The 17,161-nt window shown below is 67.4% G+C and carries 15 protein-coding genes; 11 read left to right on the top strand and 4 right to left on the bottom strand.

Going from position 1 to position 17,161, the window contains the following annotated elements; translation table 11 throughout:
- The first annotated feature begins 168 nt into the window (after window positions 1–168).
- Window positions 169–1,995 (top strand): UvrD-helicase domain-containing protein, encoded by a 1,827-nt coding sequence (locus H8S61_RS05330; protein ID WP_186938227.1) that lies wholly within the window; start codon window positions 169–171, stop codon window positions 1,993–1,995.
- Between the two features lie 11 nt (window positions 1,996–2,006).
- Here H8S61_RS05330 and H8S61_RS05335 read toward each other — a convergent pair whose 3' ends face one another.
- Both H8S61_RS05335 and H8S61_RS05340 read right to left on the bottom strand, forming a co-directional pair.
- On the bottom strand, window positions 2,007–3,395 hold the full coding sequence (locus H8S61_RS05335; protein ID WP_255466479.1) for a helix-turn-helix domain-containing protein: 1,389 nt from the start codon (window positions 3,393–3,395) through the stop codon (window positions 2,007–2,009).
- Between the two features lie 160 nt (window positions 3,396–3,555).
- Window positions 3,556–5,376: a flavocytochrome c gene (locus H8S61_RS05340; RefSeq protein WP_160943570.1), complete on the bottom strand. Its 1,821-nt coding sequence runs from the start codon at window positions 5,374–5,376 to the stop codon at window positions 3,556–3,558.
- Window positions 5,377–5,743: 367 nt separating this feature from the next.
- On the opposite strand from H8S61_RS05340, the gene H8S61_RS05345 reads away from it, so the two are divergent.
- The 3 genes from H8S61_RS05345 (at window position 5,744) to brnA (ending at window position 6,574) form a co-directional block, all read left to right on the top strand.
- Window positions 5,744–6,004, top strand: coding sequence for a hypothetical protein (locus H8S61_RS05345; RefSeq protein WP_186938228.1), 261 nt, complete (start codon window positions 5,744–5,746; stop codon window positions 6,002–6,004).
- Between the two features lie 62 nt (window positions 6,005–6,066).
- A complete protein-coding gene (locus H8S61_RS05350) occupies window positions 6,067–6,354 on the top strand; it encodes a BrnT family toxin (RefSeq protein ID WP_186938229.1) in 288 nt (95 codons plus the stop codon).
- Window positions 6,317–6,574, top strand: a complete 258-nt coding sequence (gene brnA / locus H8S61_RS05355) for a type II toxin-antitoxin system BrnA family antitoxin (protein ID WP_147272100.1) — start codon at window positions 6,317–6,319, stop codon at window positions 6,572–6,574. The genes H8S61_RS05350 and brnA overlap by 38 nt, the downstream gene beginning before the upstream one ends.
- 45 nt (window positions 6,575–6,619) lie before the next feature.
- On the opposite strand, the gene H8S61_RS05360 is transcribed toward brnA, so the two are convergent.
- Window positions 6,620–7,519 carry an acyl-CoA thioester hydrolase/BAAT C-terminal domain-containing protein gene (locus H8S61_RS05360; protein ID WP_186938230.1) on the bottom strand — a complete coding sequence of 300 codons (900 nt, stop codon included), beginning with the start codon at window positions 7,517–7,519 and terminating at the stop codon, window positions 6,620–6,622.
- Window positions 7,520–7,860: 341 nt separating this feature from the next.
- Between H8S61_RS05360 and H8S61_RS05365 the strand changes: the two genes are divergently transcribed.
- From H8S61_RS05365 to H8S61_RS05395, 7 genes are all read left to right on the top strand, one after another.
- Window positions 7,861–8,469, top strand: a complete 609-nt coding sequence (locus H8S61_RS05365; protein WP_186938231.1) for a hypothetical protein — start codon at window positions 7,861–7,863, stop codon at window positions 8,467–8,469.
- Between the two features lie 133 nt (window positions 8,470–8,602).
- On the top strand, window positions 8,603–11,389 hold the full coding sequence (locus tag H8S61_RS05370; protein ID WP_160943573.1) for a molybdopterin-containing oxidoreductase family protein: 2,787 nt from the start codon (window positions 8,603–8,605) through the stop codon (window positions 11,387–11,389).
- Entirely contained in the window at window positions 11,379–12,011 is a 633-nt protein-coding gene (locus tag H8S61_RS05375; RefSeq protein WP_035584107.1) for a 4Fe-4S dicluster domain-containing protein, read from the top strand. The genes H8S61_RS05370 and H8S61_RS05375 overlap by 11 nt, the downstream gene beginning before the upstream one ends.
- On the top strand, window positions 12,011–12,832 hold the full coding sequence (locus H8S61_RS05380) for a dimethyl sulfoxide reductase anchor subunit family protein (RefSeq protein ID WP_186938232.1): 822 nt from the start codon (window positions 12,011–12,013) through the stop codon (window positions 12,830–12,832). The genes H8S61_RS05375 and H8S61_RS05380 overlap by 1 nt, the downstream gene beginning before the upstream one ends.
- Before the next feature lie 199 nt (window positions 12,833–13,031).
- Window positions 13,032–13,727 carry a TorD/DmsD family molecular chaperone gene (locus tag H8S61_RS05385; RefSeq protein ID WP_186938233.1) on the top strand — a complete coding sequence of 232 codons (696 nt, stop codon included), beginning with the start codon at window positions 13,032–13,034 and terminating at the stop codon, window positions 13,725–13,727.
- 14 nt (window positions 13,728–13,741) lie between these two features.
- Complete coding sequence (locus H8S61_RS05390) at window positions 13,742–14,365, top strand: 4Fe-4S dicluster domain-containing protein (RefSeq protein ID WP_035584113.1); 624 nt, start codon at window positions 13,742–13,744, stop codon at window positions 14,363–14,365.
- A complete protein-coding gene (locus H8S61_RS05395; RefSeq protein ID WP_160943576.1) occupies window positions 14,362–15,309 on the top strand; it encodes a 4Fe-4S binding protein in 948 nt (315 codons plus the stop codon). Before H8S61_RS05390 ends, H8S61_RS05395 begins: the two co-directional genes overlap by 4 nt.
- A 225-nt stretch (window positions 15,310–15,534) precedes the next feature.
- Here H8S61_RS05395 and H8S61_RS05400 read toward each other — a convergent pair whose 3' ends face one another.
- Window positions 15,535–17,037 (bottom strand): response regulator transcription factor, encoded by a 1,503-nt coding sequence (locus tag H8S61_RS05400; RefSeq protein WP_186938234.1) that lies wholly within the window; start codon window positions 17,035–17,037, stop codon window positions 15,535–15,537.
- Window positions 17,038–17,161 lie beyond the last annotated feature (124 nt).

A 17,161-nucleotide genomic window follows, 5' to 3' on the forward strand; every position in this document is an offset into this window, starting at 1 on the left:
CGGAATCGGGCGCGCCCCGCTTCCGGGCAAAAGGCGGCTTGGCAAGGGCTCTGGGGGACAAGCCGCCTTTTGCCCGGAAGCGGCACCCCTCCCCCTCCCTCCCGATGAAAGAGGGGTGCCGCTTCCGCACCGAACCTGACGAACCGCGACCTGGAGGAATGAAAACCCATGACAGGTGAAACGACCTTCGAAACGACGGAATCCCTGCTCATCACCGGCGGCGTCGGCAGCGGCAAGACGCAGCGCCTCGTCGAGCGCGCCGCCGCGCTGCTGACGGAGGACGCAGCGGCGATTAGCGTGCTGGTGCTGTGCGCGACGCCCCAGGCGGCGCGCCTGTTCTCGGAGCGGCTGGCCGCCCGGGCAGGCGCCGAGCGCGCCGCGGGCGCGACCGTGACCACCGCGCGGGCCCTGGCGCTCGACGTGCTGGCCGACGATGGCGCGCGCCGCTGGTCGGGACGGGAGCCGCGGCTGCTGACCGCCTTCGAGGAGACGTTCCTCATGGAGGACATGAAGGTGAGCGGGCTCAGGCCGAAGCGGCTGCGCGAGATGCTCAAGTTCTTCTACCGGTCGTGGACCGAGCTGGCCGACGACGATCCCGCCTGGCTGCTGCCGGGAGAGGAGACCGACGTCCATGCGCTGCTGAAGGCGAACCTGTCCTTCATGCGCGCCATCGTGGAGCCCGAGGCGGCGAACCTCGCCGTGCGCTACCTGCGCGGCTGCGACGAAGCGCGCGCCGCCCGCTCCTGGGCGCACGTGCTGGTCGACGACTTCGCGTGCGCGAACCGCGCCTCCCAAACGCTGGCGAGCCTTGTCGCCGCACGCTCGATCGCCGTGGCGGGCGACGCGGAAACCTGCATCGAGGTGTACGATTCCTACCCCTATGCCGGCGGGATCGACGAGTTCCTCGCGACGCATCCCCACGCCGTTCACGAGCATCTGGCCGCCGATGCGGCCGCCGCGCGCACCCCGCTGGTCCTGCGCAGCGACACCCCCGAGACCGAGTTCGAGCTGGTCGCGCGCACCGTCTCCGAGGCCCTCGCCGCCGGCACGTCCGCGCGGCGGATCGTCGTGGCCGTGCCGAACGGCGTGTGGTCGCGCAACGTGGTCGCCGCGCTCGCGGCGCAGGGCGTGCGCGCCGAAGCGCTTCCCGACGCGCAGCCCCTGCGCGGCGACATCCGCGACAACGCCCGCTGCGTGCCCGCGCGCATCGCGACGGCGCTCAACCTGGCGGCGAACCCGGACGACGCCGCGGCGTGGCGCTGCTGGTGCGGCTTCGGCGACTACCTCGTGAACAGCGCGGCCCTCGCCAACCTGCGTTCGTGCGCCGAGGAGCAGGGCGTCGGCCTCGTGCAGGCGCTCGCTGCCGTCGACGGCAGCGACGACCAGGTGGTGGGCGCGCAGCGCGTGGCCGAAGCGCACCGCGCCGGGCGCGCGCTCATCGAGCAGGCGCGCGGGCTGACGGGCGAGGCGCTGCTCGACGAGCTGGCGCGCATCGTCACCGGAGGGACGGAGCAGCACGCACCCGCCGTCCTGCGCGAGCGGTGCCTGGCCGACGACGGCTCGGGCAGCGGCGGCGCGGCCGACGATGCCGCCGCGATGGCGCGGCGCCTGGCGGAGCGCCTGCTCGCGCCCACCCTGGAGGCTGCCGACGCGGTGGCCGTCGTCCCCTACGATCTCGCATGCGGCTTCTCGCCCGACCTGCTGATCGTCGCCGGCTTCGTCAACGGCTTCATCCCCTCCCGCGACTACTTCGACGCCACGGTGACCCCGCCCGAGCGCCAGGAGAAGATGCGCGCCGTCGACGAGCGGCGCGTGCGCGCGCTGACGGGGAAGGCCGGCCGCACGCTGGCGCTGTCGTATTTCACGTCCACCGACCTCGAAAGCGCGGGCAAGCTGAAGCTCAAGATCAGCCGCATCCGCCTGAAGGACGGCATCCGCACCTGCGCCATCGAGCCCAGCATGTTCCTGGAGCAGCTTGCGCCGGCGGAAGCATAGGGATCGAGACGCTATTCGACGTCCAGGGCCTCCAGCAGCTCGAGCAGCTCTTCCCGGTTGGCGGTTTTCGTCTTCGCGTAGATGTGGTTGAGGTGGGTCTTCACCGTGTTCTTCGAGATGAACAGCTGCTTCTCGATGTAGGCGCCCGTGTGGCCGGTGGCCCAGATGGCGAGCACCTCCTGCTCGCGCGGCGACAACCTGAAGCGCGCTGCCGCCAGGGCCACGCGGGCTTCGAGGTCGCTCGCCTCCCCCGCCGCGCTGCCTCCCGCCGCGGCCTTCGCCGCCACGGGCGCGCCGATGATCACGAGCAGCGCCACCACGAGCGACACGAGGACGGCGATGGTCACCGCCTCCTGCGTGGGCAGCGCGTCGGCGGCCAGCTGCCCCAGGCAGCTGCCGCCCCACTGGGCGAACCGCATGAGCGCCAGGCAGAGCAGCGCCGACAGGCCGTCCTTGATGATGGAGTCGATCAGCAGGAACCACACGAGGTACTTCACCAGCTCGGCCCCCACGAGCGCGATGCAGAACGTGGTGGTGCCGCCGAGCGGATCCACCGACGCCGGCACGATAGCGGCGATGCCCATGAGCGGAAACGCCAGGTAGAACGCCAGAAGCGCGTTTTTTCGATAGAAGCAGAACGCCAGCGCGATGGCGATGAGGCAGCCGAGCGCGGGAATGCCCGCCACGGCCACGTGCCCGGCGCCCGACGCGGTCAGGCCGCCCATGACCCCGCCCATGCGCGTGGCCCCGTAGCTGAAATACGCGAGCGCGATGGCAACGATGAGCTTCCACGGGATGCTGGCCAGCAGCTCGTGCAGGCTCGCCCTCGACGGCTCGGGCGCCGTCGGCACCTGCGCCGTCCCGCGCAGCAGCAGCGCGTACGCGCCGAACGGCAACAGCGCCGACGCCACGAGCGCCACGACGGGCGGCAGCAGCGAGACGATCGCGAACAGCACGAACCCCAGCAAGTACGCCAGCCCCGCGCACAGCGCCGTGCGCGCCACGCCCCGCACGCTCAGCCGCTCTTCCCAGCCGAGGCGCAGCGTGCTGCCCAGCCCGCTCAGCGCGAACCCGAGCCACATCCACTCCATGGGCGCTTCCCGGTAGCCCACGAACGCGGCCACCACCACGGCCAAGCTGGAAACGAGGGCGAACGCCCCCAGCAGCAGCCTGCGCGTGCGCAGCGGCGCCGCCTTGCGCACCGACAGCACCAGCAGCAGCGCCGTCAGCGCGGTGAACGTCCCTTGCACCGCCAGCAGGTCGCCCATGGGAGCTGCGCCGGACACGCTGCCGAACAGCAGCGACCCGTTCCAGAACACGAAGCTCCAGGCGATATAGCACGCCAGCCCCACGCTGTCGAGCACGGCGGCGCGATCGACCGCGCGGATTATCGACGCCAAGCCCGAACGAGGGTCCGGGACGAGGGGTTCTTCCGTTGTGGATGCATCGATTCGCATGAGCTGCATCATAGAGGAATGCGCCCCTCCTGCCAAGCGACGCGCATGCGGGCCCCGTCCGAGACGAACGGGGCCCGCGCTGCAGGGGAGGGAGAAGGATCGGTTATGCGAGCGCCGCCGCGTTCGCGCCGGCCACGCGGCCGAACACGAACACGTCGGTGATGGAGCAGGAGCCCAGGCGGTTCGTGCCCATCTTGTGGCCCGCCTGCTCGCCGGCCGCGAACAGGCCGGGGATGGGCGCGCCGTCGTTGTCGAGCACCTGCGCGTCGGTGTTGATGTGCAGGCCGCCCATGGTGTAGTGCACCGAGGGCTTGTAGGCCAGGATGTAGTAGGGGCCGCCCTCGATGGGGTTGAGCGCCGCACGGTAGTTGAAGTCGGGGTCGGCGCCGTCCTTGCAGTAGCCGTTCCACTTCTCGACCGTCTTCTCAAGCTCGGCCGCATCGATGCCGAAGGGCTCGCAGGCCTCGGCGATGGTGTCGGCCTTCACCAGCTGGTTGCGGCCGATGAGGCCGTCCATCTCGGCCGCGTTCACCGTGGCGATGTCGGTGTGGTCGAGGCCGTCCTGGTTGAAGATCATGTAGCCGATGCCGTCGGTCTGCTCCTTGATGGCGTTCGAGATGACGTCGCGGCGCTCCATCTCCTCGACGAAGCGGTCGCCTTCCTTGTTGATGCAGATGGCGCGGTTCTCCAGACGCATGTTGCCCACGTACAGCAGCGCGCCCGTCTGCGTGTCGCAGGTGGGGTAGGTTTGGATGTACTGCATGTCGATGAGGTTCGCGCCGATCTTCTCGGCCATGACGTGGCAGTCGCCCGTGGCGCCCACCGAGTCGGTGGAGAGGATCTTCTCGTCCATCTCGGGGTTGTACTGCATGCGCATCTCCACGTTGGAGCCGAATCCGCCGGCCGCGAGGATGACGGCCTTCGCCTTGAAGTCGTAGCTCTCGCCCGTCGCCGTGTTCGTGGCCTTGAGCCCCACGACCGCGCCCGACGCGTCCTGCACGAGCTCCTCGGCCTTCGTGTTGCGGCACACCTTGAGGGTTTTCAGGGCCTCGGCGCGCTTGTCCAGCTTGCAGATGATGCCGCTGCCTTCGTTGCCCTCAGGGATGAGCGAGCGCGAAACCGAGTGCCCGCCGAAGAAGCGCTCGTAGGGCTGCCAGGCCACGCCGCCCTCGAAGATGAGCCACTCCATGGCGTTGTACGCGCCGTTGCAGATGACGTTCACGAGGTCGGGGTCGCCCACGTGGTCGCCGCCGACGATCATGTCCTCGGCCATGCGCTCCACGCTGTCGTCGATGCCCTCCTTGCGCTGGAACCAGTTGCCCGGCACGGCCATGGCGCCGCCCGACAGGATGGTGTCGCCGCCCGTGATGCCCAGCTTCTCCAGCAGCACCACCTTCTTGCCGGCCTCGGCAACCGTCAGCGCGGCCGCGTAGCCCGCGCCGCCGGCGCCCACCACCACGACGTCCACGTCGGTCTCGAGGCCCTCGGGAGCTTGCGGCACGGCCTTGTCGCGCTTCTTCCACTCGCTCGCCTTCATGCCCGACGCATCGATGGCGTCGGAGACGGCCGACAGGAACGCCATGCTCGACACGGTGGCGCCCGACACGGTGTCCACGTTGAGCGTCTGGTGCTCCACGATGAGGTCGCTCAGGATGTCGATGCCGGCGGTGCCCACGCCGTACGACTCGCGCGACTTCAGCAGGTTGATGCGGGCGATGGCGTCGCCCTCGGTGATGACCTCCACGGTGAGCTCGCCGCCCTTGCCGTTGGACGTGCCGGTCCACGCCTGCGCGCCTTCGCCCGTAACGCCCGACGCCGCCGAAGCCGCCTCGCCCTTCGGCGCGCAGCCCGCAAGCGCCAGCGTGCCGCCCAGCGCGGCGATGGCGCCGCCGGTGATGAAGTTCCTGCGTGAAAGATTGGACATGGTTCCCTCCTTGGTTGCGGTGATGCAGTGCTCGGCCGAAGTTCCCTCTTCGGCGAGCCGATGCTACGACGAAGGAGTGCCCGCCCGCATCACCGCAGAGGTTTGAACCGCCCCAGAACCCCCGCTTCCGCCCCTCAAACCTCAGGGGTGATGCCGTTGACCTGGGGTGATGAGGACACGGTTTGCCAGTCGCTGGAATCACGTTGGAACCACGTTTGAAATGCGCTGGAAAGACGTTGGATTCGCATCCGCTCTGCGCTGGGTCTACATGAGATCCGCGCTGGATCCGCGCTAGTTCTGAAAGACAAAACCGCAGGTCAAACTTGGTATACTCGATGCATTGCAAACCGAGCACAAGGAGGAAGCCATGAGCCTGTACTGGCCCGAGCAAAACGTAGCACTGGAAATCGTGGACGACCCGGCAAGCGAGCCCTTCGACACCGTCGCCCACCCTGATGCGACGGTGATCCGAGTCACCTGCACCCAAATCGAGGACCCGAAGGCCCTCGACGAGGTCGCCCGCCAGCTCGCGCTCGGCATGGGATCCGCCCTCCCCCCGACCGATGCCGTTTTGGTCGCACGTCGCAGAGCCCTCCACCGGACGCTGTTTGATCCCCCGCGTCCATAATCAATTTGTATACATGCTATACCTCCTTTGGAGGTATAATGAATATCCAATAGGAGCTTCCTATGCGCTTCGAATATGATCCTCACAAGAGCAGCTCGAACGCGGACAAACATGGGATCGACTTCGAAGAGGCGCAGGAACTCTGGGACGACAAATGGCGTCTTGCCGCCCGAGTCCAGCGCAAAGGCGAAGAACGGTGCCTGCTGATCGCCCGATACGCCGGATCCTTGTGGACCGCTATCTACGTCCACCGAGACGACGCGATACGCATCATCTCGGTGAGACGCTCGACCGACGAAGAGGTGAGTTACTATGACCGATGCCGAAACGACTACGCGCAACGACCTTGATTCGATGTTCGACAACGGCGCGAACATGACGCCTTTCATCGTCGAGGGGTCGGGGCGCTTTCCAGCCCAAGACGACAAAGCGCGAAAGATCAACATCAACATGCCGGAATGGCTTATCGACGAGCTTGATCGCGAAGCCAAGCATCTGGCGGTCAACCGTCAGGCCATCATCAACACGTGGCTCGCAGAGAAACTGGAAGAGAAACGTCGCAGCGCCTGAGCCTTCCCTCGCCGGCTCGGCCGCACGCCGTCGCGGTTGACGCTCTCACCATGCGCGCAGGAAGTCCATCGTCTGCCGGAACGCATCGGCGCGGCTGGCTGCGCACTCGCGCGGATGAGTGCGCTCCACTTTGAACGCGCGAAGCAAGGGCGAGGCGAGCGGCACGATGAGGTGGCTTGCGTGCTCGTACTCCAACCGCTTCACCGCATGGGGGTGCGTGCGCACGCGCAGCCGCTCCTCCACCGCACGGCACGCGGTGGCGCTCGGCCACATGCGATCGTCGGCCGCGCACACCAACAGCACCGGGCCGCCGATGTTCTCCACCGCTATCTCGGCACCGGCCGGGGCCTTTTGCAGCGCACGCTCGTACAGCCAGCACATATCCAGTTGCCGCTCGGTGACGAGGCGGCACACGATGCCCGCCTTGCTCACTTTGAAACCGGGCACGAACGGCTCGACCGGCCTCCCCCTCCACGTCCAGCTCGAAACGTTCGCCGTCCCCTTCTTCGCCAAAGACCCGTTGCCCGTGATGCCGCACATCACATAGTTGAGCGGGGAAAGCGCCACGACGCAGGTGATGTCGGGCATGAGCGACGCCGCGAGCAAGGCGAGCTCGCCGCCCTTCGAAAGGCCGTACAGGGCCACGCGCTCGAAGCCGGAACGCTTCAAGAACGCGGCCGCGCGCTCGACGGATTCGAGCGGAACCTCCACCAGCTCGGCCGGCAGGCCCGGCACGTTCCAATAGCACAGGCCGAGCGTCGCGATGCCCGCTTGCGCGAACATGCGCCCCAGGTCAAGGGGAATGGCTTCGTCGCCCTCGCTGCCGCCCATCACGATGAGCGCCTTGCCGGGGAAGCGATCGCGCTCAGGACGATGCAGAAAGCCGTGAAAGCCGTCGCGCCCCACCGTGAACCGCTCGGGTTCGCCAGCCTCGTTGGATCCCATACCGGCTCCTCCCGCTTTCTTGTTTTCCGCTTCCGCGCCGTTTTGTGCAACCTCGACGATTGTAGCATCGCCGAGAAGGCATCTTCGCCCGAACCGCAAGCCCCGGCCGGCTGAGGCGTGCGGTTCGGGCGAAGATGCATGGGAGCCGCAAGTCGGAAGACGGTCGCTTTTATAATTCCCAATCGAGCATAATCCTCATCAGCGCGTCCATTTGGACTAGTCCTTTTTTAATGCTTGAAAACCATCCTCGTCTCCCGCGATTACCTCCTTTTCTGAGCATGCGCGACCCCCGCGCCGCGGCCTATGCTCGGGTCGTTGCAAGCAAAGCCAAGGGGGACACCATGACAACCGACGTGATCGAGCACAACCCGATGCTCAAGAAGCCGCTGCTCGCCATCCTGGCGATCAGCGCACAGCTTCCCGACGAGAGCCGCGACGCCGTCGAGGCGCGCGCACTCGAAACCTGGGACGATGCCTACCAGCAGAACCCCGCCGTGTGCGTGGACGTCCTCGTCCGCACCGGCGCGCTGACCGAGCGGCTGCTCGTGGACGGCGAGCCTTACGACGGCACGCTCGACGACTTGCAGGCCGACGAAGCCGTCCCTGAAGATGCGCACGCGGAAACGCGCATCGCCCTCACCGACGCCGGCCGCGCGCTCCTCGACGCCTATGCGCCCGAGGCCACGCTGCGCGCGCTCATCCAAAGCAAGCCCGCGTACCGCGACGTGTTCGCCGCCGTCCTCGACGCATGCAGCGCCGACGAAGGCGCGTCGCGCGCCCAGCTCGAGGACATCATCAACACGTTCCCGCAGCTCCAGCCCGATCCCGCCACCCAGCGCACCCGCGTGTACCCGCAGTACTTCATCGACGCGCTCGAAACCGCGGGCGGCATCGCGTGGAACGGGTCCTGGCACACCACCGACACGGGCAAGGCGCAGCGCGCCGCATAGCCCCTCCCCCTTCCGCGCCTCCACCCCCTCCGGAGGCGCGGAAACCTCATCGGGACCAGCCAAAGGGGACGCCCGCAGGCTCCGAATAGCACCACGATCAGCAACGAACACGGACGAGAAGGGAAGGAACGTTTTGGCTACTACAGACATCAGCCGGCGCAGCTTCGTGAAGCTTGGCGCCTTCGCTGCAGCCGCTGCCGCGATGAGCGGCTCGGTCGGGTCGAACCTCGTGCAGGTCGAGCCCGCCATCGCGGCCGAGTCGGGCGAAACGCAGAAGGTCAGGACCATCTGCCGCGCCTGCCTCAACAACTGCGGCATGATCGCGCACGTGCGCGACGGCAAGGTGGTGAAACTCGAAGGCGATCCGGACGACCCCATGAACAAGGGCGCGGCCTGCGCGAAGGGCCTTGCCGGCATCCAGGCGCTGTACAACCCCAACCGCATCAAGTACCCCATGAAGCGCCGGGGCGAGCGCGGCTCGAACGACTGGGAGCGCATCTCCTGGGAGCAGGCCATCAACGAGATCGCCGACGTGATGTGGGAGTACTACCAGAAGGAAGGCCCGAAGAGCCTCGTGTGCTCCACGGGCGGCGGCGGCAACCCGCAGTTCTTCAGCCCGGCGCGCTTCCTCAGCGTGTGGGGCGGCGGCAACTTCTTCGAGCCTGGCTGCGCCCAGTGCTACCTGCCGCGCAACCACATGGAGTTCTGCCTGAACGGCACGGCCGACACGTCGCTGGCCGACGGCCCGGTGACCGAGGTGTACCTGCCCGGCATCCTGCCCGACGACAAGTGCACGCCCACGAAGACCTACGTCATGTGGGGCGTCGGGCCCAGCTACCACGGCATCGGCTCCACGGGCCGCGTGGTCACCGACCTGCGCAACAACGGCATGAAGACCGTCGTCATCGACCCGCGCCTCACGCCCGACGCCGCGCGCGCCGACGTGTGGCTGGCCATCCGCCCCGGCACCGACGTGGCACTGATGCTGGCCTGGATGAACTACATCATCGAGCACGAGCTGTGGGACCAGGACTTCTGCCGCGAATGGACCAATCTGCCCTTCCTCGTGCACGAAGACACCGGTCTCACCTACCGCGCGAGCGAGCTCGACCTCGGCGGCGAAGACGAGTACGTGGTGTGGGACAAGAAAGCTAACGCGGCCGTCGCCATGCCCTACCCCTTCGACCCCTCCCTCGACCCCGAGATGTTCGGCACCTACACGCTGCCGAACGGCGAGCAGGCGCGCACCGCGTTCCAGGTCATGAAGGACCACGTGGCCGAATGGACGCTCGAGAAGGCGGCCGAGATCTGCTGGCTCGACGCCGGCGAGATCGAGGAGGCCATCAAGATCTACGTCGAGGGCTGCCCGAACGCCGGCATCTCGCTGGGCGTGGCGACCGACCAGGCTCGCAACTCCGCGCAGGCCGCGCAGGGCGACGCCATCCTCGACATCCTCATGGGCTGCATCCGCCAGCCGGGCTCCATCGTGCAGGATCGCCCCTGCTACGTCGAGCCGTGCAACTACGTCGTGCAGCCCTTCGGCCTGCACCATCCCGACCACCCGCTGCGCATGCCCGAGGAAGAGGCCAACGCGCGCCTCGGCTACACCGAGCACAAGGGCCTGGGCCACTGGCTGGCCAGCCACATCCCCACGGTGCTCAAGGCCATCGAGACGGGCGAGCCGTACCGTCCGCGCATCTGGATCGAGCGCAGCGGCAACAAGCTGGCCATGATTGGCAACGCCACGCGTTTCTACGAGGCCATGATGACCACCGAGCTGAACGTGCACATGTACATGCACTGGACCACCACCAGCGTGTGCCTGGCCGACTACGTGCTGCCCACCGCCGAGTGGCTCGAGACGGCGTACGCGCAGGACCGTCTGAACACCTACGCCATCCGCCGCCCCTGCACGCAGCTCTACGAATGCGTGGACGAGTGCATGCACTGGTCGTGGCTGGCCGCGGCGCTGGCCGAGCGCGGCCATCAGCGCGCCATCGACTCCTTCAACCCCGACATCGCCGGCAAGTTCTACGGCACGTACTGGCGCACCTACGAGGAGTACAAGGACTACGTGGGCTACTTCGTGGGCAGCTTCTACTACGATCACGACGACTGGGATTGGGAGACGTTCGACGCGCAGGCGCCCAGCGAGTACCAGACCATCGAGGAGTACGCCGAGAAGTCGTACAACAGCCACCTGTTCCCCGACGAGGAGAACCCGGAGCTGCCGGCCGGCTTCCACACCACGTCGAAGCGCTGCGAGCCCTACTTCGACGGCAACATCCTACTGGGCAACACGGGCGCCATCGACGGCACGGGCAGCATGGAGCCGGCCACCGACGTGTACCCCCAGTCCGACAACTACCATCCGCTGCCGTACTACCTGGAGCCGTTCGAGTCTCCGCTCACCGACACCGAGTACCCCTACGTGCTCACCCAGGGCCGCATCCCGTTCTTCCATCACGGCACGCTGCGCAACACGCCCTACACGCGCGAGATGTACCCCTATCCGGAAACATGGATCAACCCGGAAACCGCGCGCGAGATCGGCATCGAGAACGGCGACTGGCTGTGGCTGGAATCGCGCCGCGGCAAGACGCAGGGCCGCGCCCGCATCACGAAGAGCGTGGCGCCGAAGGTCATCTACCAGGAGCGCTTCTGGAACCCGGAGCTGCTGGACTCGGACGACCCGAACCGCGCGTGGCAGGTGATGAACATCAACCTGCTGACCCAGAACAACGACGAATGCCCGTTCAACGACGTGTACGGAACCTACACCCTGCGCGGCATCACCATCAAGATAACCAAGGCCGACGGCGCGCCCGAGGGCGTGTGGACCGAGCCCGAGGACTTCACCCCGTGGCTGCCCGAACCGTCTGAGAACACCGGAGGAGGTAATGCCGTCTATGGCGCGTAATTGCTTGGTAATCAACCTCGATCGCTGCATCGGCTGCTATGCCTGTGAAGTGGCGTGCAAGATGGAGAACGACGTCGCCTTGGGCGAGCGTTGGAACAAGGTGGTGCAGGTGGAGCCGTTCGGCGAGTTCCCCCACGTGTCCACGTACTGGCTGCCGGTGATGTGCCAGCAGTGCGAGGAATCGCCCTGCACCCACGTGTGCCCCACCGGCGCGTCGTACCGCGACGAGAAGACCGGCATGGTGCTGGTGAACAAGGAGAAGTGCATCGGCTGCAAGTACTGCATGATGGCCTGCCCCTACGGCGTGCGCAGCTGGAACAAGGCGCAGCGCGTCGTGGAGAAGTGCACGCTGTGCAACCACCTCACCGCCGCGGGCGAGAAGCCGGCGTGCGTGAAGAACTGCTGCGGCAAGGCGCGCTTCTACGGCGATTTGGACGACCCGAACTCCGACGTATCGAAGGAGCTGGCCGCAGCCGCGCCCGACGCCATCCACTACCTGCCCGATGCCGGCAACGGGCCGCTGTCCGCCTACATCCTGTCGCCGAAGTTCGGCGAGTGGCGCGCCGACGACCTGACCCAGACCACCAACTTGTACGTGACGACCGAGGGGAGCGTGGACTAATGGAAATCCAATGGGCATTGGTCCTGTTCACCGTCATCAGCGGGGCCGGCGCGTGGCTGTTCGCCTTCTCGATGCTGGGATACCTGCTGAAGAAGGACGCCGCCCCCAGCAAGATGGAGACGATCGTGGCCTTCGTGCTGGTGGCCGTCGGCGGCTGCATGTCGGTGCTGCACCTCAGCCACGTCGACCGCATCCTCGAAGCGCTGAACCACCCCACCTCGGGCATCTTCGTCGAAGCGGCCATGATCGGCGTGCTGTGCGTGATCCTGGCCGTGTACTTCGTGCTGCTGGTACGCGGCTCGTCCGAGAAGGCGCGCACCGCGGTGGGCGTTTTGGGGCTGCTCGTGGGCATGGTGTTCACGTACGCCTGCGGCTCGTCCTACATGATGGAGGCCCGTCCCGCGTGGCAGACCGTGGCGCTGCCGCTGGCCTACTTCGGCACGGCCGCCTCGGCGGGCGCCGGGCTCAACCTGCTGCTGAAGGCGGTGCAGAAGCGCGACGGGGCAGCGGTGTCCTTCGCGGGCTTGCTGGCCGTGGTCGGCGGCGCGTTGGGGCTGGTTCTGGCCGCCGCGTTCTGCATCTCGGCGTGGGCGTACGTCGCCGCGGCCGACAACGGCGCGATGGCGGGTACGGTGGCGCTGTTCGTGGCGCTGGCCGCGGTCGTCGCCTGCGGCGCGGTGGCGCTCAAGCAGCCGAAGAACGCGCTGGTGCTGGGCGTGATCGCGCTCGTGGCCGGCGTGGCGGCCGCCACCCTGCTCCGCGTGGTGATGTGGCTGATCGGAACCCCGTTCATGGACTTCTTCCTGATGGCTTTGGACTAGAAAAGACGTGCGGGGCGTCGCAAGCGCGATGGCCCGCACACCCCCTGCGCTGACGCGCGACCCGCCCTGCTTTCCCTGCGCCGGCGTACCGCCTGCGGGAGCCCCGAATCGGCGCGGCCGGCGAAAGGCCGCCTCCCTCAGGTTGTCCCCGCGCCACAGGGCGAAACCACCACCGTATCCCTCGTCAAAGGAGACCCTCATGCTCACCCACACCCAACTCCTCGACTTCTTCTCCGAGAGCGCTTCCACCTACCGGTTTCTCTCGCAGGTATTCTTCAAGGAGCTGAACGACCAGGCCATCGCCGAGCTGGCCGCTGCCGAGTACCCCGACGACACGGGCAACGCCTGCCTCGACGAGGGCTACCGCCTCGTGCGCCGCTACTTCGCGTTCTCCGCGACCGACCGCCGCACGCAGCTGGCCTGCGAGTACGCGCGCATTTTCCTGGCCGCCGGCGTGTTCACCAAAGAGCGCCAGACCGCCGTGCCCTACGAGTCGGTGTTCACCGGCGACGAGCGCATCATGATGGGCGATGCCCGCGACGACGTGGTGGCACGCTTCCTCGAAGACGGGTTCCAGGTGAACCCCGACCTGCACGAGCCCGAGGACCACCTGGCCTTCGAGCTGGAATACCTCGTGAACATGAACGAACGGGCGGGCGAATGGGCCCAAGCGAAGGACAAGGCTCGGCTGCGTCGCAACGTGGTCCGCCAGCTGGAATTCATCGAAGGGCACCTGCTGAACTGGATTCCCGCGCTGCGCGACGTCGCCCAGGAATACGCGAAGCTGACGTTCTATCCCGGCATGCTGCTCGTGGCCCAAGGCGCGCTCGAGCAGGGACGCGACCTGCTGCGCGACATCCTGGAACAACTCGACGGCACCAGCGCCGCGGCGTAAACGGAGGTTCCACCATGCCAGCCAACAACCCGACGCGCAGGACGTTCGTCATCGGAGGCGCGGCGCTCGTCGCGAGTGTCGTGGTCGGTGCGGGCGTGCGGCCCTTCGTCGCCGAAGCCGACGTGCTGCGCCCTCCCGGCGCGCTTCCCGAAGACCAGTTCATGGCGCGCTGCATCAAGTGCGAGCGTTGCATCAGCGTGTGCCCCACCGATGTGTTGGAGCCGCTGGGCATCGAGCGCGGGCTGCTGCAAGCCCGCACGCCGGTGCTCAGCTTCGCCAACGACAGCTGCACGTTCTGCGACAAGTGCCGCGAGGTGTGCCCCACCGCCGCCATCGGCGAGGTGGACCCGTACGCGCCCGACCAGGGGCGCATCGGCGCGGCCATCCTGCACGAGGACCGCTGCCTGGCGTTTCTGGAGACGGACAGCTGCGGCATCTGCGTGGACGCGTGCCCCTACGACGCGCTCTCCTTCGACGCAGGGCGCCGGCCCGTCGTGGACGCGGCGAAGTGCAACGGCTGCGGCGAGTGCGTCAAGATCTGCCCCGCCAACGTGTTCACGTCCTTCAGCGGCGGAAAGGCGCGCGGCATCGAGGTGGTTACCGAGAAAACGTTCCGGGAAAGGGAGGATGCGCGATGAAACAGGGCGATCGCATTACGAAAGCGCGCGTCGTGACGCTGAGCCTGGTGTTCGCAGCGGTCATCGCGTCGCTCGCCTTCGACACGGGGATCGGCACCCCCTCGTCGTTCGGCATCGGGCAGTTCTTCCTGCTGTGCCCCCTCGGCGGCATCGAGGCGCTGCTGGCATCCAAGGCGCTCGTGCCCGTCACCCTGATCTCGCTGGCGGTGGTGGTGGCGTTCGCGCTGCTGTTCGGCCGCGCCTGGTGCGCCTGGGGTTGCCCCGCCCCGAGGATCCGCGGGTTCTTCCGCCGCGAGCCGAAAGCGGAGATTGCCGCAGCCGAAACCGGTGCCGCCACTGGCGCGCCTCGCGCATGTTCGGCCGCGCACGAGGCGAAGGGGCTGGTCGCAAGCTTGCGCCACCTCGTCCGCGACCGTCGCACCTGGGTGCTCGGCGTCGTGCTCGTCGCGACGCTCGTCGCGGGCATCCCGCTGTTCTGCCTCGTGTGCCCCATCGGGCTGACGTTCGGCACGGTGGGATCGCTGTGGCATCTCATCGTGGACAAGCAGGTGACCATGTCGGTGATCGTGTTCCCCGCCGCGCTCGCCATCGAGCTGGTTCTATACCGTACATGGTGCATGAACCTGTGTCCCGTCGCCGGGCTGCTCAACGTGTTCGGCCAGTTCGCACGCCTGTTCCGCCCGCGCATCGACGCCTCGACCTGCATGCGCGCTTCCGAGGGCAAGCCGTGCACGGTGTGCGCGTCGGTGTGCGCCGAGCGCATCAACCTGCATGCCGAAGACGCGGACGTGCAGCTGGGCGAATGCACCCGCTGCGGCGAGTGCGTCAAGCACTGCCCCACCGCCTCCATCCGCATCGTCGCGAAGCCGAGCGATGCCGTGGTGCGCGACGAGCCGCAAGCCAGCCAACCGGACGGAACCCCCGACGCCGCTTCCCTGCCTTGATCTTCCTTTCTGCCTATAATCGTGCGTTCGCCTCTCGTCGGGCGTTATGCGACCCCGCTTCCGGTCGAGACATCGGTCGGAAGCGGGGGCGCCGTCGCGATTTCGAGCGGCGAAACCCCAGGTCGGATTTTCCGCAGCGGAAAACCGGGAGCCCCGACAGAGGACCAGATTGCCAAAAGTCCGATTTTTCCGCACATAGGGAAGCCTGACGCGCCCCGCGCTCGCCTAGTCCCCCAGGAAGTCGAGCAGCTCTTGGCGGGTGTGCACGTCGAGCTTCGTGTAGATGGCGCGCAGGTGGGAGCGCACGGTGTTCTTGGAGATGGTGAGGTTGTCGGCGATCCAGTTCGCGCTGCGCCCCTGGGCGAACAGATCGAGGATCTCCAGCTCGCGAGCCGACAGCCCGTAGCGCGCATCGGTGGCGCGCCCGATGCCAACCGCCGGCGCCGTCGCGCCCGACGGCGCAGCTGCGGCAGACGCGCCCGCGGGCATCCCCGCGCCCTGCGTCGCGGCATGCCCGACGCGATCACCGTCCACCGACCACGCCATGACGCGCTTGAGGTCGATCTCGGGGAACACGTACACCAGCACGACGATCACCATGAACGTCAGCCCGATTCCCACACCCATGCGCACCATCACGTCGCCGTAGTACGGAGCCAGGGCTGCGCCGCCCGCCCAGCCCACCGTGGACGCGAGAAAGTACACGCCCTGCCCGATGGCGAAGATGCGCACCGGCGAGAAATCGTAGCGAAACGCCAGGTAGGCCATAAAGCACGAGAACACCAGCCACAGGCTTTCCTTGCCCACGCTCAGGTACGCGATATCGAAGCCGAAGCACGTGGCCAGCATCATCGCCACGCCCAGCACCATGAGCCCCGAGTACACCTGCCGCGCCCCGCGCACGGCGTCGCCGCGGTTCACCACGTACGCGATCAGCACGCCGATCACGCCCACGCACAGCACGATGACAGCGCCTTCGCGCGCGAACACCTCGGTGGGAACGAGCGCGCTCGACACGCCCTTGCCGATGCCCGCCGTCAGCGCCACCAACGCCGAGGCACACACCAGCTTGCGGTACACGCGCCGCTCGGGCGAGCGCCGGTCGAGATTCTCGCCCGCGCCCGACATCGCCGACGGAAACGGGTCGGCCGCACCCATCACCAGCAGCAGCGCCGAGATCAACGGCAGCGCCGCCAAATAGAACAACCGCAGCTCGGACGGGATGCCCACGCCCACGAAGTACAGCAGCGACGCGAACACCAGCGAGATGGCGCCCGCCGTCAGCGAGTCGCCCAGCGACACGCTGCCGTAGATACGCCCCACTTTCAGGCACAGAAACGAGGTGCCGATTCCCGTGAACACGGCCGCCAGGAAGAAGAACACGCCCGCGCCCATGACCACCGAGAATCCCAGCAAGATGGTGGACAGCCCCGCGAACGCGCCGAAGCCGACGACCACGGCCCGCTTGTCCACGAGCGCCGTGACGCGCTTCCATGCGAAAGCCGCCAAGAACATCGCCGCCGCGATACCCAGGGTGGAGAACAGGTACATCTGCAGCACGTTGGACGTCTGGTCGCCCGCCGGGAACATGCGCACAATCTCCGTGGAGTTGTAGCAGAGCCAAATCCACGCCCACCACGCGCCCAGCCCCAAAAACCGCAGGTACGGCCACTGCTCCGTCAGAGGAGACGCCTGCTCCTCGTATTCCGCTTTCCGCACGTCAGCCATGCGATCCCCCCTCGGTTCCGTCGCGAACCATGGTATCACAAGCCGAACGACGCCATACGCGAACCGAAGCGAGCAGGTCATGGTAAACCCTCGCCGCGCGACAGCGCGGCGAGGGCAGGGAGGG

This window comes from Eggerthella hominis, assembly GCF_014287365.1.
In the GTDB taxonomy this organism is placed as follows: Bacteria; Actinomycetota; Coriobacteriia; order Coriobacteriales; family Eggerthellaceae; genus Eggerthella; species Eggerthella guodeyinii.